This window comes from Pseudoalteromonas issachenkonii (assembly GCF_002310795.1).
Lineage (GTDB): Bacteria > Pseudomonadota > Gammaproteobacteria > Enterobacterales > Alteromonadaceae > Pseudoalteromonas > Pseudoalteromonas tetraodonis.
The window spans coordinates 3,279,988-3,300,721 of the sequence record NZ_CP011030.1 but is presented as its reverse complement, the minus strand read 5'-3'; the positions used below and the strand labels follow the sequence as shown (position 1 = coordinate 3,300,721).

General features: G+C 41.7%; 14 protein-coding genes. 6 read left to right on the top strand and 8 right to left on the bottom strand.

Features of this window, described 5'->3' with window-relative positions; genetic code table 11:
- Positions 1-6: 6 nt before the first annotated feature.
- Entirely contained in the window at positions 7-2,295 is a 2,289-nt protein-coding gene (locus tag PISS_RS15350; RefSeq protein ID WP_058155378.1) for a TonB-dependent receptor, read from the bottom strand.
- A gap of 256 nt (positions 2,296-2,551) precedes the next feature.
- Here PISS_RS15350 and PISS_RS15345 point away from each other — a divergent pair, with 256 nt between their 5' ends.
- The 6 genes from PISS_RS15345 to fusA all read left to right on the top strand — a co-directional run bounded on the left by PISS_RS15345 (position 2,552) and on the right by fusA (position 9,560).
- Complete coding sequence (locus PISS_RS15345) at positions 2,552-3,853, top strand: GntP family permease (protein WP_024602249.1); 1,302 nt, start codon at positions 2,552-2,554, stop codon at positions 3,851-3,853.
- A gap of 9 nt (positions 3,854-3,862) precedes the next feature.
- On the top strand, positions 3,863-5,044 hold the full coding sequence (locus PISS_RS15340; protein WP_058155376.1) for an E22 family MetX-like putative esterase: 1,182 nt from the start codon (positions 3,863-3,865) through the stop codon (positions 5,042-5,044).
- 4 nt (positions 5,045-5,048) lie between these two features.
- Positions 5,049-5,810, top strand: coding sequence for a 3-hydroxybutyrate dehydrogenase (locus tag PISS_RS15335; RefSeq protein WP_058155374.1), 762 nt, complete (start codon positions 5,049-5,051; stop codon positions 5,808-5,810).
- A gap of 9 nt (positions 5,811-5,819) precedes the next feature.
- The gene (locus PISS_RS15330; RefSeq protein ID WP_024602247.1) at positions 5,820-6,527 is read left to right on the top strand and encodes a CoA transferase subunit A; all 708 of its coding nucleotides are present in this window, start codon (positions 5,820-5,822) and stop codon (positions 6,525-6,527) included.
- A 10-nt stretch (positions 6,528-6,537) separates the two neighbouring features.
- Positions 6,538-7,197 carry a CoA transferase subunit B gene (locus PISS_RS15325; protein ID WP_058155372.1) on the top strand — a complete coding sequence of 220 codons (660 nt, stop codon included), beginning with the start codon at positions 6,538-6,540 and terminating at the stop codon, positions 7,195-7,197.
- A gap of 278 nt (positions 7,198-7,475) precedes the next feature.
- Complete coding sequence (fusA, locus tag PISS_RS15320) at positions 7,476-9,560, top strand: elongation factor G (protein WP_058155543.1); 2,085 nt, start codon at positions 7,476-7,478, stop codon at positions 9,558-9,560.
- A gap of 182 nt (positions 9,561-9,742) precedes the next feature.
- Here fusA and mdoH read toward each other — a convergent pair whose 3' ends face one another.
- From mdoH to PISS_RS15285, 7 genes are all read right to left on the bottom strand, one after another.
- Positions 9,743-11,707 carry a glucans biosynthesis glucosyltransferase MdoH gene (gene mdoH, locus PISS_RS15315; protein WP_033103539.1) on the bottom strand — a complete coding sequence of 655 codons (1,965 nt, stop codon included), beginning with the start codon at positions 11,705-11,707 and terminating at the stop codon, positions 9,743-9,745.
- Complete coding sequence (locus PISS_RS15310) at positions 11,679-13,298, bottom strand: glucan biosynthesis protein G (RefSeq protein ID WP_058155371.1); 1,620 nt, start codon at positions 13,296-13,298, stop codon at positions 11,679-11,681. The genes mdoH and PISS_RS15310 overlap by 29 nt, the downstream gene beginning before the upstream one ends.
- Positions 13,299-13,621: 323 nt before the next feature.
- Entirely contained in the window at positions 13,622-16,285 is a 2,664-nt protein-coding gene (locus PISS_RS15305) for an ExeM/NucH family extracellular endonuclease (protein WP_058155370.1), read from the bottom strand.
- Between the two features lie 273 nt (positions 16,286-16,558).
- Complete coding sequence (gene hemB / locus PISS_RS15300) at positions 16,559-17,566, bottom strand: porphobilinogen synthase (RefSeq protein WP_058155369.1); 1,008 nt, start codon at positions 17,564-17,566, stop codon at positions 16,559-16,561.
- A 13-nt stretch (positions 17,567-17,579) separates the two neighbouring features.
- The gene (locus tag PISS_RS15295) at positions 17,580-19,439 is read right to left on the bottom strand and encodes a sensor domain-containing diguanylate cyclase (RefSeq protein ID WP_058155368.1); all 1,860 of its coding nucleotides are present in this window, start codon (positions 19,437-19,439) and stop codon (positions 17,580-17,582) included.
- A complete protein-coding gene (locus tag PISS_RS15290) occupies positions 19,439-20,224 on the bottom strand; it encodes a TatD family hydrolase (RefSeq protein WP_013466204.1) in 786 nt (261 codons plus the stop codon). The genes PISS_RS15295 and PISS_RS15290 overlap by 1 nt, the downstream gene beginning before the upstream one ends.
- A complete protein-coding gene (locus PISS_RS15285; RefSeq protein WP_058155367.1) occupies positions 20,224-20,733 on the bottom strand; it encodes a hypothetical protein in 510 nt (169 codons plus the stop codon). Before PISS_RS15285 ends, PISS_RS15290 begins: the two co-directional genes overlap by 1 nt.
- Position 20,734: the final 1 nt, after the last annotated feature.

Genomic DNA, 20,734 nt, shown 5'->3' with positions numbered 1-20,734 from the left:
TAAATTTTAAAAACGATAGCCCACAGTGAGTGATATTGTGCGGGGGTCACCGTAATAACCAATTAAGGTATTATCGCCACCAAGACCGGGTGTGTATTTGCTGGTATCAGTTGGATCTGACGGGTCGGGTGCTACAAACTGGTAACCTCCAATCATGTATTCTTCATCGGTTAAGTTTTTACCATAAATACCCGCAGTCCAATGGCCATCTGCGCTGTACCAAGTAACACCAATATTTAATAATCCGTAGGCGTCTTGTGTTAAGAGGCTATCTTCTTCGAACAGTGCGTAATCACCTCGGTGATAGTAATTACCGTTTATAACAAAGTCGCCCATATCAGTGTATAAACGATAGGTAGCACCTAAGTTGAAAGTTAGATCTGGGGTGTTTGAAACACTAAAACGGTCTGATTTATCAAATGTTTCACCGGTATCAGGATTGGTATCAATTACATTTTCAAAACTACTGTCGATGTAACCTATTGACGCGTCAATAGTTAGTGCATCGTTTGCAACATAGCTAAGTTCTAATTCAACGCCATCAGACTTAGACTCGCCAATATTACCTAAGCGCTGGTTTAAATCGGCGGCGCTGTCACCGGGTAATACCGATATGTATTGACGGTCTTTATGATCAAGTGTGAATACAGTTAAATTTGCGCGTAAATTATCATTCCATTCGCTTTTCATGCCTAACTCAATAGAGTCAACCACTTCGGGCCTTGCTGCAGGTTCTGCTGTTGTAGCTCGTGGATTAAATGTCCCTGACTTAAACCCTTGCGAGTAACTAGCAAAAAACATGATGTCGTTATTGTATTGATATTCAACACCCGCACGAGGCGTAAAGCGTGACCAATCTTCGCTGTCATCTAGTACCGTAGGCACGAGTTGTCCTTCTGGGCGAACATAACCCGGGATCCAACCTGATTCAGGGTAAACAATGTCAAAAATAAGACCATTATTTACAATCGCTTCTTTGCTGTCTTTGGTATAGCGAGCGCCAAGTGTCATTGACCATTTTTCATCAAAGTCGTAGCTTCCTTGTATATAAGCCGCTTTACTGGTGGAATTGCTGCAACCGCTTACTTCACGCGTAAGCCCTGGGGCACCTAAACTTTGACCAAGCACACCTAATATTGCTTCAAACTGGCCACACGATTCGCCATCATAGTAATATAAGCCCGATACTAATTTGTAGTTATCGCCACTGTGATTTAGCTGCAACTCATGCGTGGTTTGTTCATCGTCATAAATTGCTGGAACATCAAAAATAGGTAAAGAGGTATTATCAAAGTCGATATTGGTTGGTGAATAGCTTTCTCTTGTTGCTGCAACGTATTTAATGCTGGTGTTTGCGCTCATATCCCAGCGAGCAGTTAAGCTCATACCTTCAAGTTCTACTTTGTTCCATGTTGGTAAACTAGTATAAGAGTCATACACGCTATCTGGCACAGGTGCATTAGTTAATATGCTTGGAAGTAAGCGATACCCGCCTTTCGCGTTAGAGTCATCATCGGTTTTATCCCACGCTAAACGAAAGAATAAGTCATCGGTAGGGGTGTACTCTAACGTAACCCGTGCTGCGGTAACATCTTTGTTATAGTTTTCGCGGTCTTGATTATCAAGCGCTGACGTTAAAAATTCACCATAGCCATCACGGTTCAATGTGGCAAAACCAAAACCAACATAGAGTTTTTCGTCAATAAGCGGGAGCTGCCCAGTGACTTTTAAATCTTTTTGGCTGTAGCTGCCTACGGTGCCTTGAATATTTAGCGTTGCATCTCCGCTCATTTCTTTGGTGACATACTTAACTGCACCACCAATAGTGTTTTTGCCATATAGCGTACCTTGTGGGCCACGTAACACCTCAATTTGTTGTACATCAAGTAAGTCGAGCACGGCACCTTGCGGGCGGGCGATGTATACATCATCAATGTAAATACCTACGCCAGGTTCATAGCCCCAAAGCGGATCTTGCTGACCTACACCGCGAATAAACGCAGTGATGGTAGAGTTAGTGCCTCGGCTTGATTGTAGCGTAGTGTTGGGTGAAAACTGCTGTACTTCAGTCATTACGCTGATGCCGTTTTCTGCTAATTCTTGTGCGCCAATTGAGGTTACGGCAACCGGAACTTCTTGTAAGTTTTCAACGGTTTTGCGAGCGGTTACTTCTATTCGCTCTAACTCTGCTTTTTTTACTTTAGGCGCTTGTTCAGCTGCCACACTTGTTGCACTTAATAAGGCGAGTGAAACAGCGAGTGTAACGGGTGTGATATTTTGTTTGAGCTTTATCATGGTGTGTTCCTGTTGTTATTAGTTGATTATTTGTTTGCTCATGTCACCTGCACTTAATGTAGAAGATAGTGTTAAAAAATGAATTAGTACCATAGTGCTATAAAAGCTTAACACCTTGACTTATATGATTTTTGTGTAAGTTTTATAACGTATAGTACCTTAGTGCTATGTCTTTATTTGCGCTAAGCGATAAAACTAACAACAGTTACTGCGATGTCACCTCATCTGGGTAATAACAATAATTATAGGAATGTCTATGCTGAGCATGATAGGGCTGTTAGGCGGTTTAATACTGCTAATAATTTTAACTTTGCGCGGGGTCAATTTATTTATTGCCGCGCCAATATGTGCATTGTTGGTGGCACTAACAAGCGGGATGGCTATATTCCCGGTGACTGCCGACAGTAATTTTATTAACGCGTACATGGATGGCTTTGCTGGATTTTTAAGTGCATGGTTTTTTATGTTTTTACTGGGCTCGTTGTTCGGTAAGTTTATGGAAGATACTGGTGCAGCAGATAGTGTAGCCAGTTACATTGTTGGCAAGTTAGGTATGAAGCATGCGGTGCTGGCGGTGGTGATTGCTTGTGCCGTGCTGACTTATGGCGGAGTCAGTGTATTTATTGTGGCGTTTTCGGTTTACCCGATGGCGCTCAGTTTATTTAAAGATGCCGATTTGCCGCGGCGCTTTATACCCGCAACATTAGCGTTTGGCTCAGTGACATTCACTATGACCTCTGCGGGCTCGCCTGAAATTCAAAATTGGATACCCGTAAAGCATTTAGGTACCTCACCCTATGCGGCATGGGAAGTAAGCTTAGTAGTGGCCATTTTTATGGCAACAGTCGGTTACTTTTGGCTAAATAAAATGATTAAAAAGGCGGTTGCCAAAGGTGAGCGTTTTGCTGCAAGAGACGATGACCCAATTATTTTAGAGCGTGAACGCCCTCATCCAATCACCGGCGTAATTCCTTTGCTGGTGGTGCTACTCTTATCATTTATGTTGCATGATGTTTTACAACAAACCGCACTAATTGTGGCGTTGCTTGGTGGTGTTTTAAGTATTGTGGTCATCAATTACAAGTATTTTCATAACATGGCAAATGCCATCAATATGGGGACCACTGGCGCCTTAGTTGCTATAGGTAACACTGCTGCTGTAGTAGGGTTTGGCGCAGTGGCTAAAGTATCACCGGCGTTTATTGCTGCTGTTGATGCTATGACTCATATGCCAGGTAATGAGTTAGTGGGGGCTGCTGTTGCCGTGAGCGTAATAGCCGGATTAACGGGTTCAGCATCCGGCGGGCAAGCGATTGCACTACCGCTTGTGGCTCCTGGATATTTGGATATGGGGGTTAATCCAGAGCAATTACACAGAGTGGTTGCTATTAGTTCTGGTGCATTAGACAGCCTGCCACATAATGGTTACGTGGTCACAACTATACGTGCCATTTGTAAAGAAACACATCAACGCGCTTATTGGCCATTAGCCGCATTGACGGTGGTTATCCCATTGGTTGGGGTGGCTCTTGCGCTGAGCTTATTCATCACTTTTTAAGGAGTTGCAATGAAAACAATATTAATAATAGGGTTGCTGTTTTTATTTAGTAGTACGGTGTCTGGCGCTGATAAAGCAGAGCCGTTACTAGTAGAAAAGCAACATTTCAGCACAGAAAACTTCACAACGGTTTCTGGCACAACGTTGCCACAGGTTGATATTGGTTGGGAAAGTTATGGTGAGCTTAACAAAGCCAAAGATAATGTAATCTTGATCACTCATTATTTTTCAGGAACCTCTCATGCAGCAGGTAAATATTCAGCCGACGACGCCGTAGCAGGATACTGGGATGCGTTAATTGGCCCAGGAAAAGCCATAGATACTAACAAGTATTTTGTGATCAGCTCTGACACCTTAGTCAATGCTAATTGGCATGACCCACACGTAATCACTACGGGGCCTGCATCAATTAACCCTGCGACAGGTAAACCTTATGGCTTGGATTTTCCAGTGGTTACTATTACTGATTTTGTTAACGTACAAAAACGCTTATTAGAGAGCTTAGGTATTACTAAATTACATGCCGTGATGGGCGCATCTATGGGCTCTTTTCAGGCGCTAGAGTGGGCAACGCGTTATCCAGATCAGGTTGAACGCCTAATCCATGTTATTGGTGCAGCAACCATGGATGCATGGACTGTCGCTGCGCTTGAAAAATGGGCACTCCCCATTCGTTTAGATAAAAACTGGCAGCAAGGTAATTACTACGACAAGGAGCGCCCATTAGATGGACTTGCCGCAACCATGCTAAATATTACCCAAGATGCGATGCATCCAATTATTTATAACGCTAGCTTCCCTGACTTTAACGTACTTGATGAAGGCGCGTTAAAAGACATTCGTACCTTGCCTAAGTTAAACCAAGTACTAGCACAGCGTGCAATGGCGCGTGCAAAAACCCAAGATGCAAATCATGTGCTGTATTTGGTACGGGCATCGCAACTATTTACTGCCGGTATGGAAGGCAACTTAAGCGCAGCACTTAAAAAAATTAGCGCTAAAACACTATTATTGCCTGCAACCAATGATTTACTGCTACGCCCTGAAAATATGCGCACTGTATATGAGTCAATGAAGTCGCTTGGGAAAGAGGTTCAGCTTTCTGAAATTGAAGGCGGCTGGGGGCATCTCGATGGAATTTTTTCAATCTCGCCTAAAGCGCAGCTGATCAGTGAATTTTTAGAGGAGTAGCAGTATGAGTAAAAACGTATTAATCACCGGCGCGGCTAGTGGTATAGGGCTACACATTGCTGAGCAGCTAGCCCGAGCTGGGCATAGCATTATTGTGACCGACCTTAATGAACAGGTAGCTCAACAGGCAGCACAAAAAATAGTTAATCAGGGCGGTACTGCTCGGGGCTATGCATTGAATGTGGCAGATAGCCAAACGATTGAAGATTTTTTTAGCACCTTTACGCTACCTGTGGATGTATTAATTAATAATGCAGGAATACAGCATGTAGCTAAATTAGAAGACTTTCCTGCAGATAAGTGGCTGCTTTTACAGCAAGTGATGTTGGTCGGTCCCGCAATGATGACTAAAGCGGTACTGCCACGCATGCGTGAGCAAGATTTTGGCCGCATCATTAATATAGGTTCTATTCACGCCATGGTGGCCTCTAAGTATAAATCTGCTTATATCGCCGCGAAGCATGGCTTAATTGGCTTTGCTAAAACCATGGCATTAGAAACAGGTGATGCCAATATTACTATTAATACAGTGTGCCCAGCGTATGTAAAAACGCCATTAGTGGAGCAGCAAATTGCCGCACAAGCCAAAGAGCATGGTATTTCTGAGCAACAAGTAATTGACACCATTATGCTGGCACCCATGCCGAAAAAGGCATTTATCGGCTTAGACGAAATCTTGCATACCGTGAGTTTTTTAATGGCAGATGCTGCACGCAACATAACCGCTCAAGCAATCGCTATTGATGGCGGTTGGACTGCACAATAGGAGGAGCCAATGGCAGGTTTTGATAAAGTAGTAACAAGCTACAGTGACGCTATGACTGGGCTTGAAGATGGCATGACCGTGATTGCTGGTGGTTTTGGTTTGTGTGGTATTCCTGAAGGCTTGATTGCACAAATTAAACGCCAAGGGACACGTAATTTAACCGTAGTATCTAATAATTGTGGTGTTGATGGTTTTGGGCTTGGATTACTACTTGAAGATAAACAAATTAGTAAAATGGTCGCTTCTTACGTCGGTGAAAACGCACTTTTCGAGCAACAATTACTTAGTGGCGAGTTAGATGTTGAACTAACGCCACAAGGGACGCTAGCCGAAAAAATGCGCGCAGGCGGCGCCGGAATTCCAGCGTTTTATACCGCAACGGGTGTCGGTACGCCTGTGGCTGAAGGTAAAGAAACCCGTTCAATCAAGGGGCGCGAATATTTATTAGAGCCCAGTATAATCGGTGACTTTGCCATTGTTAAAGCATGGAAGGCAGATCGCTATGGTAACTGTATTTATCGTCATACAGCGATGAACTTTAATCCTATGGCAGCCACCGCTGGTAAAATTACCGTGTTAGAGGTTGAAGAAATTGTCGAGCCCGGAGAGCTTGAGCCAAGCCAAATTCATACACCAGGTATTTATATCGATCGCGTTATTAAAGGTGAGTTTGAAAAGCGTATTGAAAAAACCACCACTCGAGCGGCAAAGTCCTAAGGAGCACATAATGGCATTAACACGAGAGCAAATAGCAAAACGCGTGGCAATGGAATTACAAGATGGCTACTACGTTAATTTAGGAATAGGAATACCTACATTGGTGGCCAATTATGTGCCTAAGGGCATTGAGGTAATGCTGCAATCAGAAAATGGGTTACTGGGCATGGGGCCCTATCCTAGCGCTGAAAATGTAGATGCCGATATGATCAACGCAGGAAAAGAAACAGTAACCGCAGCTACGGGTGCCGCTATTTTTAATTCTGCTGAAAGCTTTGCCATGATCCGCGGTGGGCATGTTGATTTAACCGTGCTGGGTGCGTTTGAAGTGGACCAAAACGGCAACATTGCCAGTTGGATGATCCCTAATAAATTGGTCAAAGGTATGGGCGGGGCGATGGATTTAGTGGCTGGGGCAAAAAACATTATTTGCACTATGACCCATGCTAATAAACACGGTGAATCAAAGCTACTGGATAAATGCAACCTACCGTTAACCGGTGTTGGTTGTATCAATAAAGTAATTACTGATTTGGCTCTACTAGAAATAAAAGATGGCGCTTTTCATTTATTAGAATGTGCACCCGGTGTGACTATTGATGAAATCAAAGCCAAAACTGCGGGTAATTTAGTTATTAGCGACAAAGTCAAAACTATGAGTTTTGAGTGATTTTACTAACGATTTGCATGGGGCAAAATAATTGTATTTGCTTCATGCCATTACTCAGTTGCGCTTTTGATGTTCAACAATGACGCTGATAAAGACTTAAGTCGTTAAAATACAGTTTATAATATGCCTCTTTTAAGCCCATCTCATACCTCAAAATATCTTTAAAGCAAGTTTTTTATAAATTGATTGCATTTTAAGCGACTTCTATGGTGATGTTCGCTTTAAGTAATGCTATACTCCCGCCGAATAATTTATCGACTTTATTAAGAGTAAAATTAATGGCAGATTTATCGAAGTACAGAAACATTGGTATTTTCGCGCACGTTGATGCGGGTAAAACCACAACTACTGAGCGTATCCTAAAGCTTACAGGTACTATCCACAAAAGCGGTGAGACACATGATGGTGAATCGACTACCGATTTCATGGAGCAAGAAGCTGAGCGCGGTATTACTATCCAGTCTGCGGCAGTAAGCTGTTTCTGGAAAGATCACCGTTTTAACGTTATCGATACTCCTGGACACGTTGACTTCACCGTTGAAGTTTACCGTTCACTTAAAGTATTAGATGGCGGTGTGGGTGTATTCTGTGGTTCTGGTGGTGTTGAGCCACAATCAGAAACTAACTGGCGCTACGCGAATGAGTCAGGTGTTGCACGTATCATCTTCGTAAACAAATTAGACCGTATGGGTGCTGATTTTTACCGTGTAACAGCGCAAGTACAAAAAGTACTTGGTGCTACTCCACTTATCATGACTTTACCAATCGGTATTGAAGACGAATTCATAGGTGTTGTTGATGTTTTAAACAAAAAAGCATACATCTGGGATGAGACAGGTCTTCCAGAAAACTACACTATTGAAGACGTTCCTGCAGACATGGTAGAGAAAACTGATGAATACCATGAAATGCTTATCGAAACTGCTGTAGAGCAAGACGATGACCTAATGGAAGCGTACATGGAAGGTGAAACCCCTTCAATCGAAGACATCAAGCGTTGTATCCGTAAGGGTACTCGTGACCTTGCGTTCTTCCCTACATTCTGTGGTTCTGCGTTCAAAAACAAAGGTATGCAACTTGTACTTGACGCAGTAGTAGATTACCTACCTGCTCCTACAGAAGTTGATCCTCAACCTCTTATGGATGAAGAAGGTAACGAAAACGGCGAGCATGCAATCGTATCTGCTGACGAACCTTTCAAAGCGTTAGCATTTAAGATCATGGATGACCGTTTCGGTGCATTAACATTCGTACGTATTTACTCTGGTAAGCTTAACAAGGGTGACACTATCCTTAATGCATTTACTGGTAAAACTGAGCGTGTTGGCCGTATGGTTGAGATGCAAGCAGATGAGCGTAAAGAGCTTACTTCAGCGCAAGCGGGCGATATCATCGCTATCGTTGGTATGAAGAACGTGCAAACTGGTCACACTCTTTGTGATCCTAAGCACCCAGTAACACTTGAGCCAATGGTATTCCCAACTCCAGTAATCTCGATTGCTGTACAGCCTAAAGATAAAGGCGGTAATGAGAAAATGGGTGTTGCTATCGGTAAAATGGTTGCAGAAGATCCATCTTTCCAAGTTGAAACTGATGAAGATTCAGGTGAAACTATCCTTAAAGGTATGGGTGAGCTTCACTTAGATATCAAAGTAGATATCCTTAAGCGTACTTACGGTGTAGACCTTATCGTTGGTCAACCACAGGTTGCTTACCGTGAAACTATCACTCGTGAAATCGAAGATAGCTACACGCATAAGAAACAATCTGGTGGTTCTGGTCAATTCGGTAAAATCGATTACCGTATCAAGCCTGGCGAAGTGGGTTCTGGTTTCACGTTCACATCTTCAGTTGTTGGTGGTAACGTACCTAAAGAATTCTGGCCTGCAGTTGAGAAAGGCTTTAAGTCAATGATGAACGAAGGTGTTCTAGCTGGCTTCCCAGTACTTGACGTTGAAGTTGAACTTTTCGACGGTGGCTTCCACGCCGTGGATTCATCAGCAATCGCATTCGAAATCGCTGCTAAAGGCGCTTTCCGTCAGTCTATCCCTAAAGCGGGTGCACAACTTCTTGAGCCAATCATGAAAGTTGACGTGTTCACGCCAGAAGATCACGTAGGTGACGTAATCGGTGACCTTAACCGTCGTCGTGGTATGTTAAGCGACCAAGAAGCTGGTTTAACTGGCGTTCGCATTAAAGCAGACGTACCGTTATCAGAAATGTTCGGTTACATCGGTTCACTACGTACAATGACATCAGGTCGTGGTCAGTTCTCTATGGAGTTCTCACACTACGCACCATGTCCACAAAACGTAGCTGACACAGTAATCGCTGCAGAAAAAGAGAAAAAAGCAGCTAAGTAATTAGCACTTTAACTCTTTAAAAAAACCCGCACTTGTTGCGGGTTTTTTATTGTCTGAAGGTTATTAAGCTCGAAAATTAAAACGTGCGGTCATAAAAAAGGAGCAACAGTTAGTTGCTCCTTTTTTATTTATTATGACTATACCAATCTTCAAAATAGCTGACTTAATTAAGCGAATTGGTATTAATTTAGCTTATTAGCTGTTTTTGTAATGAGTGCTTTAAACTTCTTACGATGTGATTCACTACTAAAGCTCTGAATAGGCATGGTTACTTTATGTTCTTGTGGTAACAGCGGTATTGCTGTTGAATAACGCCCTGCAGGTGGAACGGTTATCTCTTTGAGGTGTACTTTAAGTGCCGCTAATGTTGCATCATTATCGACTTCACTCGGGCAGAGAAAAATCCCCCATTGTCTGAGCTTAACGCCTAGCTTGATACTACTTGAATAGCGCACAATAGGTGCAGCGAGTATGAGTCCTAATAAAATAGGAGATAACCACCAAAAAAAGACTGGCGTAAAGTAATAAGCAACGCTACCCCATACAATGGCAATCAGCGAAGAAAGCAATGTATAACTAAACGCTTCTTTCCATGGCACCATTCTGCCTTCACGCGGTTGAGCGTCCCATTTTACTTTTTTACCTAAAAATACACAGACTACAAAATATGCATGAAAAACCATCATTAATGGTGCCACAATAATGGCAAACACGGTTTCAATTATAGACCCTAAAGTAAGTTTTAATGCACCACCAAAGCGCTGCTTACGGTGTACTAAGGTAACAATCACGCCCATGAGTTTAGGCAATAATAAAATAATGATAGTTAGGTAAAGTAATGAGTCAATGAGTTCTGTTTTGGCTATTTGCCAAGTTGGAAATAGTTGATAGGCGCGATTAAAATAGACATCACTATTTAAAGCGCGTGTTACCGCATCTATGGTACTTAACGCCAGCATAGATAACCAAATGAGTGATGATATATACGCGGTTGCACCCAGTAAAAAATGCAGCTTACTCATTAGCTTTAATTTTGCTGATGATAATAAGCCAAGGTGTTGAATATTACCTTGAACCCAGCGTCTGTCGCGTACAGCATAATCTAATATGTTGCTCGGAACTTCCTCGTAACTGCCTTCAATATCGGCAAGTAATAATACGTCCCAATTCGCGCTATGTAATAAAGAGGCTTCCACAAAATCATGACTTAAAATTTCACCACCAAAAGGCGCTTTACCTTTTAGTGTTGGCAAGCCACAGCAATCAATAAATGCTTTGACGCGAATAATGGCATTATGGCCCCAGTAATTGGCTTTGTCGGTCTGCCAAAAAGCAGAGCCGGTAGCTAACATTGGACTATAAAGAATTGAAGCGAACTGTAAAAAGCGTCCAAAAAAGGTATCTTGGCGCACAGGAATAGGGATAGTCTGAATCAATCCCGCTTGTGGATTATTTAGCATACTGGTAGTGAGCTCTAGCATACATTGACCCGTCATTACACTATCGGCATCCAATACAATCATATGCTCGTATTGGCTACCCCAGCGCTCACAAAAGTCGGTTAAGTTACCTACTTTACGATGTTTGTTATCTTCACGGCGACGATAAAATACCTGCTTTGCAGTATCACCTAAGCGCTCACATAACGCATGCCATGCACTTAATTCATTACTAGCAATAGCTGTATCTTGTGTATCGCTTAGTAAATAAAAATCAAAGTGTTTTAATTGCCCAGTTGCTTTTAATGATTGTAAGCTGACTTCAAAGCCTGCAATCACTCTGTGCGTATCTTCGTTATATATAGGCATAACCACAGCTGTTTTTTGCTGTGATAGTGCTTCACTGTTAATAGAGACCGGCTTTATTTTTTTAAGTGTGAGTGGATCTATCCGAAATAGCTGCAGTATAAAACCAATACAACCACTACAAAATGCGGTGACTATCCACGCAAAAGTAATAGAAAATAAAGCAAGAAGTGCATACTCAAGCAAGGTCATGCCATTTGAGTTTAAAATTTCAAACATAATTGAAATGCCATAGCCTGAAAGACCAATAGCAGCAATAGCAAATAACCACACACGAAGTGTTTTAAAAGGCATCGGCGTGCCTGTGCTTTGTTTACTTGATGTCATTTGGATACCAAACATAGCTCCATACCTCGCTCACTTCTTTATTACGTAGCTTTAGCGATAAACGCATATCTACAGGATCACTACCTTGGGGAGCGACTTTAAAAGCAACACGCCAACCTAATGATTTTGGTAATTTTTGCACTGTAATATCGCGGGCTTCACCGGTAGTCAGCTGAAGATCTGCGCTAAGTGCTAATTTTGCTGATAACTGATTGATATCAGGGCCGGTAAAGTCAACAGTAAATTGACGATGGCTTTTCGGCGGTGGATTATCTTCACCAGGTAATGCGGCACTACCAATACGCGTTCTAGCTACATTGGCCAAATTATTTTGGCTTAGATAATCGTTAAACGTCGTCATCTTATAGCTAAACTTTAATGCTTCTCCTGCTTTGAACGGCTTTTCAGGAACCCAATAACTTACAATATTATCGTTTGTTTCAGTATCTGTTGGAATTTCTACTAGCTCAACACGGCCATTACCCCATTCACCTTGTGGTTCTATCCAAAGGCTAGGGCGGTCATGGTAATGCGCTTCTATATCAAAGTAGTTATTAAAGTCACGGTCACGCTGCACAAGGCCAAAGCCTTTTGGATTCTCATATGAAAAAGAGGTTACACTGAGTTGGGATGGATTATTAAGCGGACGCCATACCCAATTACTCTCTTGTGACTGCGTGAGCAAACCATCTGAATCATGTACTTCAGGGCGGTAATCATCAAAAAACTTAGTGCTATTTTCACCGTGATAAAACATGCTCGTTAATGGCGCTATACCTAGCTTTTTAACATCTTTACGCGCAAAAATTTGCATGTCGACGTTAACTCGTGTCTGTGTGTTTGGGTCTATTTCAAACTTGTAGGCTCCCGCTACCGATGGGCTATCGAGTAAAGCAAAAATAGTAATATTAGTTTGCTCTGGTGTTGGTTTTACTAACCAAAACTCTTTGAATGAAGGAAACTCTTCACCAGATGTTTGTGCGGTATCAATTGCCAATCCGCGTGCTGATAAGCCATAAACTTGATTAGGTCCAACTAGGCGAAAATAAGAAGCGCCCTGAAACACCATAATTTCATCTTTATAGTCATCGTTATTTAGTGGGTAGTGCAATCTAAAACCAGCATGCCCTAACTGTGTACCTTCAACACTTTTCGCTATTTCATCTTTTAGGTGTGCTGCTGTTCCATCATATTGATAAAAGTCTGTGCTAAATGGGAGACGGCTAAGCTTGGCATCTTGATCAACGATATTGATTTTGACTGGGGTTTTATATAAAAAACCTGGGTGAAATAGTTGCAGCTCATAAAGCCCTTCATCTTTCCATACCGATTGATCGTGTTTGAAGCGGATTGAGCGGTAGTCTTGATAATCAATACTATTAAGCGCTTCTATTTGTATGTTTTTAGGTGCAATGTAATCTTGCTCAGCAAGCTTTTTAGCACGCGCACTTATCACATCAAATAAGCTGCCTTGTGGTATTGCCGCTTCTAATGAGGTTGCTGCAATGACGTTGTTCGTTCCCCACAGTGAAAAAACTATCAACATCCCTACCAAAGGTTTAAAAGCCCTTTGACAAGTTGATATAAGGTGAATGCGTTCTTTCATTTTGAATCCTTTATAAAAATATATTTACAGCGAGAGTAACGTCTATCTCAATGGTTTTTATATGGGTTAGCAGGACTGGGCAATTATCGTTTTAGCGCAGGTGTAGTAACGCAGCTTCACACTTTGTATTTATTAAACAATAAATGAAAGGTGTGAAATTTGATAAAGGCCATATCAAGGTTTGCATAGATAGTAAGCAATGTTTGCTGAAGCTTGTCTGAATTACATTTGTATAAAAAATAAAAAAGCCGCGAAAGCGGCTTTTGAGTAACTATATAGATATTTTAGGTCACAATACCTAATTGTTAACCGACTAATTAAGCTTAATCAGCATACTTTGTTGCTTTGTACGTTAATTTAACATTACCAAAAGGAATGGCGCCGTTTACACGCACTCGCCACTTACCTTCTTTAGGATTGGTAAATGAACAGCTTTCATTATTACCGAAGCTTATTGAGGCGCAATCTTTTCTGAAAAGAGTCGGGTTTCTTTTATGACGTACAAATAAGTTTGCATCACCCCAGCCACCGTCAAGGCTAACCGTTAGCTCGTCATAACCTTGTGGGATTTCAAAGCTGTAGCTTTTCCACCAAAACCACCCGCCAATATTATTAATTTCGCCAATAATTACTTCAGGTTCTGGCTCAGGTGGCGCGATAATGGTCGAGCGAATATCGACAATAACAGGGTCATGATCTGACGCTCTGTAAGGACCTTGAGCATATAAAGTTGATTGTTGTGCGTCAGATTTAAACTCAACGTTATAATCAAGCGAGATAGGCTCATCGGCATTAATGTGCCAATCGGTTGCACTGACTACTTTATTTAATAAGCTTGGACTGACTAGGGCGTGATCTAAACTACCCGCTCGGCCAGAAAAGCTATAAGAGTAACCTAAAGTGTTGCCATCTAGCTCAGCAACCACATTTTTAAGGCCTTTATCAGCAAATGCACGGATAGGATCTTCCATTGCATAGGCGTTCATGTCACCAACAAGAATGATATCTTCATCATCAACCCCTGTTGGTTTGCTATTTAACCAATCAGCAAATGCATTGGCGCCAGCAGTTCGAATTTCGTTCCAACATGCTTGGCCGTCATTTTGATCAGCGTTTCCACCAGTTGCACTTCCACAACCACCTTTAGATTTTAAGTGAGCAACGGCAACAGTAAAGACTTCTTCTGTCTCTAAAGACTTAAAGCTTTGCGCAATAGGTGCGCGATTGCTGTAGTCAAAAGGCGCGTCAGTTGTAATCGCTGCTGTTCCTACTTGCTGTACTTTATCAGCACGATAAATAAGCGCGGTAGTAATAGCGTCGGTGCCGATTTTATCAACGCCAAAGTCCACAAATGCATATTGATTTTGACTGTCGGCATCATTAAGTGCATTTACTAAGCTTGCAACTGCGCTAAATTCGCCAAAGCCGTCATTTTCAATTTCCATTAAGCCAATCACATCAGCTTGCATAGCACTGATAGCACTAACTAGTTTGGCCTGCTGACGAATTAATTCTACTTCTGAGTCAGCGCCTCGGCTAGTTGGGAAACCGCCGCCTTGGCCGTCGCCATTAAAGTAGTTAAGTACGTTAAAGCTGGCAACACGTAAATCAGCGTCAGGGTTTAACTCTGGTGCATCGGTACGCGGATTCGTTGCTATAAACTGAGGTGTGACCGTTGGGTGAATACGGTAAGTGCTAAAACTGTACGCTAGGGCGCCAGTAACGGTATTTACTGTATCGCCAGTACGCAGCGTATTCTCTGCTGATAATCCAGGTACAGGGTAAGCAATAGGGTCGCGATTTTGACGAGTTGAGCCATCATCTACGAGTATTTTTTTAGTTAGATTTTGCGCTTCAACCGCATTTGCTGCCGCACCAGGAAGTGCAACTTGTGTCCCTTGATATAAACGTTCGGTGGCAAGCTCTAATTCACCGTAACGACCTAAACCATAGTTATTCGTGACAACTAATGGCTGCTCTAGGGTCACCAACATACCTTCAAATGCTTCTAACTCACTTTGATCGATAACGGGTAAAGTGATTTTAGTCGGATAAGCTGAAAGGCCGGTATCACAAATAGCAACTTGGCTAACATTACCAATTTGGGTGGCATCAAAGTACTCTTCAACAGTACCTTGTACGCGAACATGGTCGCCAACATTAACATCAGTATTGGTAAAGTAAACAAATACACCTTCAGAAGTAAGGGGATTTGCATCTTCATCACTATTAAGTGAATTTACAAAAAAGCCTTTGAGCTGATCATCTGCTTGGAAATCAGCTGTCACAACGCCTTCAAATTCAACCACAGTGTTAACCAGTGGACTGCTTGCGCCTTCACCTTGAATACTGCTAATTAATGTTTTATCAGCGCCACATAGTAAAGGATCTTCAGGTTCTGGCTCAGGATCTGGATTAGGTGAAGAATTCCCTGCAAAGATACCTAGATCACTAAAATCATCTTGATCAAATTGCAGCCATAGCTCACTTGGATTAAAAGCGCCATCGGCATCAGTGCGTCCGTTTAATTGAGTTTCTTTACGGCGCAGTGTTTTATTTTGTGTTTGTACGCCACCTTCAGACCAAAATGAACCTGGATCTACGCCGCGTTGACCAAAGCTATCAATAACGGTTGAGCCTTGCGTAAGTACCAGTGCGTCATCACCATTAAAGTTAGTGACGGCGCTGAGTTGATCCGCTTTTTCTTTTAATTCAACTGAAGCATTACCATTAACAATGACATAAGTGCTATTAGCAGCAAGTTCACCGGTTAAATCGAGCGTATTGTTTGCCTCTGTATTGCCATTTGAATAGAGACTTAGGGTGTAGCCATCCAATGACAGTGGGGTTGTCGAATTATTAAATAGTTCTACTGCTTTATTATAGCTACTGCCCTCTACGTATTCTGATATAACGAGGTTAGCGGTAGCGGGTGCACTGAGGCTTGCTAACACAAGCGCCAATGGCGTTATTTTTGTTTTCAACATTATTATTTTTTCCCGTGTTTTTGTTTCCCCAAATGGGACGCTTAGTGTAATGAAAAATGATTACAAATAGAATACAGAATGTTAACAATATTAAGTTTTGTTATTTTTTGAGGTAGAACGTACAGTTGTGTGTTTGGTTTTAGGTAAGGCAGAGCCTGTGTAGTGTGATTACTATCTATAAAAATAGGGGGTAACGCTGCATAAATGCCAACTATGTGTTGTTCTTAAACATAAAAAAGGGCAATAAAGCCCTTTTATATCAATATGCTTTTATTACTTATTTAAATAGCGGGCTGCCTGCTTTGCAAAGTAAGTCAGAATGCCATCAGCACCTGCACGTTTAAATGCTAATAGAGACTCCATAATAGTGGCTTCCTCACTCAGCCAGCAGTTATCAATAGCGGCTTTATGCATCGCGTACTCACCACTTACCTGATAAGCAAATGTTGGTACACCAAATTCATCTTTAACGCGGCGTACAATGTCTAAATAAGGCATACCTGGCTTAACCATTACCATATCGGCGCCTTCTTGCAAATCAAGAGCCACTTCGCGAATAGCTTCATCAGAGTTGGCAGGATCCATTTGGTAAGTTTTTTTATCAGCGCCTTTTAAGTTTCCTGCTGAACCGACAGCATCTCTAAATGGGCCATAGTAGCTTGATGCATACTTTGCTGAATAGGCCATAATGCGAGTGTGAATAAAGCCATCGGCTTCAAGGGCTTCACGAATTGCACCAATACGCCCATCCATCATGTCTGATGGGGCAACAACATCAGCACCTGCATGTGCATGTGATAGCGCCTGCTTCACCAAAATTTCGGTAGTGACGTCATTAATCACATAACCTGCATCATCAATAATGCCGTCTTGACCATGCACAGTAAATGGGTCAAGTGCAACATCGGTGATTACGCCAAGCTCTGGAAAGGTTTCTTTTAATGCGCGTACAGTTCTTTGTGCTAAGCCATCATCGTTATACGCTTCTTCAGCGAGTAGAGACTTTTTATCTGCAGGGGTAACAGGGAAAATAGCAAGCGCAGGGACGCCTAAATCAACTAATTCTTTAGCTTCTTCTAGCAGTAAATCAATTGATAAACGTTCAATGCCGGGCATCGATTCAATACTTTCACGACGGTTTTTACCTTCAAGCACAAAAACAGGGTAAATAAGATCATTAACACTCAGCTGATTTTCAGCCATAAGGCGACGAGAGAAATCATTACGGCGCATTCTACGCATGCGAGTATATGGGAAAAGGTCTAGTCCAGATTGGGCCATAAGTTATACGCTCCTACTGTGAGATTGGAAAATTAACCACTTGATTGCGGCCATGTTGTTTTGCTAGATAGAGTGCCTTATCGGCACGCTCAGTAAATGTTTCAGGGTTATGAACATCATCGGCAATATGAGTATAAACACCGGCACTAATGGTGTATTTAATCGTAGTACCTGCAACACTGACAGTGTTTTTTTCTATTGCGCACCGTATTTGCTCGGCAATAGCTAACGCACCTTGATTATTAGTATTGGGTAGCAGGACGACAAATTCTTCACCACCATAACGCGCCACTTCATCAAGAGGACGTTTTAATTGTTGTTTAATAACATCACAGACTGCTCGAATTACCTGATCGCCGGTTAAGTGGCCATACGTATCGTTGATTGCTTTAAACTTATCTATATCAAGCATAATGATACTTAAGGGTGTTTGCTCACGGCGTGAACGGCGAATTTCCATGATTATTTTTTTATCAAAAAAGCGTCTGTTTTTTACCCCTGTTAGAGCATCTTCCATATTGAGTTGTTCAAGCTCGCGGTTTTTATCTTCAAGTTCCCTAAGTGTGACTTGTAACTCAAAGGTGCGCTCATCAACTTGGTTTTCAAGTTCATGACGAGTGCGCTCTTGTAATTCAATTCGTTCATTTAACAACGCGTCTTGCGCTGCACTTTTTGCAATCAATGCCTGTTGTGTTGTGACTTGCTCATCGCGTTGTAATATAAATAATTTTATGACGGTGTAGCTTAAACAAAATGAGCAACTTAATGAGGCTGCGAAGGTGAGTATTAAGCTGGATCTAGTGACTGTATACAGGCCTGTTAACGCAACGGAAAAATGAATGACTACAATTAAAAAGAACCCAAGTGCCATTAACAGAGATTTATTGGGGCTCGTGGGGTTTTTTCGTAGATAAAATAATGTTGTGACAACATGATAACTTAAAATGACAGGAATGCTTAAAATAGCAAACAAAGCCACGCTTGGAGTAGGCAGCAACCCTATAAGTACAATAACCAATGCATATAAGGTGGTAATTATTGTTTGCCCTTTAACTAAGTTGGATTTAATGGGTATGCAAACATGACGCTGTAAAGGAAGAAACAATACCGTGATCAGCATTAGCAAAATAGGCAGCATTAATTGCTGTAAGGCTGCTATGCTTGGAGGGGCATAACGAAACCCAAATCCGCCTAAATATGCTAAAAATAGGCTAAGCATCAGTGTAATCACACCGGCATAGGCAAAATAATGTTTACGTGAAAAAGCAAATAAAACCAAGCTACTGATAGCCAAAGAAAAAATAAATCCAATCAGTAATCCATAGTGCAAGTTAAGCATACTTTTATGGGCTAATAATGCATCTTGTTGCCATAAGGTGAGGGGGACGCGAAGCCCGATTCCCGCATTATTATTAACGTTAAGATAAACGGTGGTTTCGCTGTTAGCGGGAAGTGTTAATTTAACCAGCAAAGACTCACTTTTAATCGCTCTATTAGATAAAGGAAGAGCATCACCAAGATGTTCCGATTTTAGTTGCTTCTCACCCATAAAGTGGTACAGGTATACATTGTTTAGAAGTGGGTTATCTAACGATAAAATTGGCTCTGTTGGCTTATTAAGATAATTATTTAGTTGAAATTTAATCCACACAGGGCGAGTTTCAAGACCTAAATTAAGCGGTTTATTATTAAGTGACTGCCATTGTTGTAAGTTGCTTTGTTGCGCATCTTCTAATGAGTTGGGGGTAAATGAATAATGAATAGACTCTATTTTTTTTGAGCTAAATTCACTATTTATATCAATTGCAGTTGCAGGGAAACAGGATGTAAAAAACACCATGATGAATGCCAGCAAGGTGCTAAAGATGCGCATTATTTTTTCTCTAATCCAAATAAGCGATTAAAGTTTTCACGAGTATGCTTTGCCACTTCAGATGCCGGAATGCCATAAAGCTGAGCAAGCGTGTCACACACATAATGCAGCAGTGCTGGCTCGTTTCGTCTTGATTTTGGCTTTGGTTTAACTGTACGAGGAATTAAAAAAGGCGAATCGGTTTCTATTAATAAACGTTCAATAGGAATACTCGGTATAAGTTGTTGTAACTCCTCGCCACGTCTTTCGTCACATACCCAGCCGGTAATACCAATATAAAGTCCTAAGTTTAAGTAACCTGAGAGTGCTTGTGCATTACCTGTAAAGCAGTGCAGTACACCGCGAACAGTAAATTCTTTTAAAATAGTGAGCATATCCTCACTGGCATCACGTTCATGCAAATAAACAGGCAAGTTGAGTTTTTCAGCTAATGCGAGCTGACGACGCAAAACAGCACGTTGTATATCTCTTGGGGAAAAGTCGCGATTGTAATCTAGTCCGCATTCACCTATGGCAATAACCTGCTCATTTTGAGCGAGCTGAGTAAGTTGTTGCTCAAGCTCAGGGGTTGCTGTTTTAGCGTCATGAGGGTGAATACCAGCGGTAGCATATTGATTATAGTGCGCAGCAAGTGCTAATGATTCTTCACTGGAGCTGATATCACAGCCAATAATCAGCATTTGGTTTACGCCCGCATCTTTTGCTCTGGCGAGCACCTCTTGATGCTGACCATCAAATTGATGATTAGTTAAATTTACGCCAGCATCAATTAACGTGTATTGCATTACTGAGTACGTTTTACACGAATTGAACGGTTTTGATCTGCTTTTTTAAGTAAAAAAGAGTTGAATACGCCACGGCTAATAATAACAGTATCGCCTTCGTCTAATCTTAAGCTATCTGAACCAATTTGACGCCATTGCTGGTTATTTTCTAAGGTAATGATTAGCTCACCATAAGGTGCTTTTTTAACAGATGAAATCATTGACGTAATAGACTCTTCACCATTTTCCGCAATTTCTTTATGCTCTAAACCAAACTCTTTTACTTTAGTGGCCACAGGCGCTGTTGCAGCGGGAGCCTCAGCTTTTACATTTGTTTGTGCCGATTTGCTTAGCTGGCTTTGTGCTGGTTGTGTTAATGACTTTCCGGCAATGGTGTTGTCGTAGCAGAGTAAACGATTAAAGTCGTTTTCAATAAAACTACAGGCTTGCAAAGCTTGCTCATTAATAGGAGTAGCGGCTAAAACCGGTACGCTGACTAAAGCGAGTAAAGAAAGTAAATACTTGTTCATA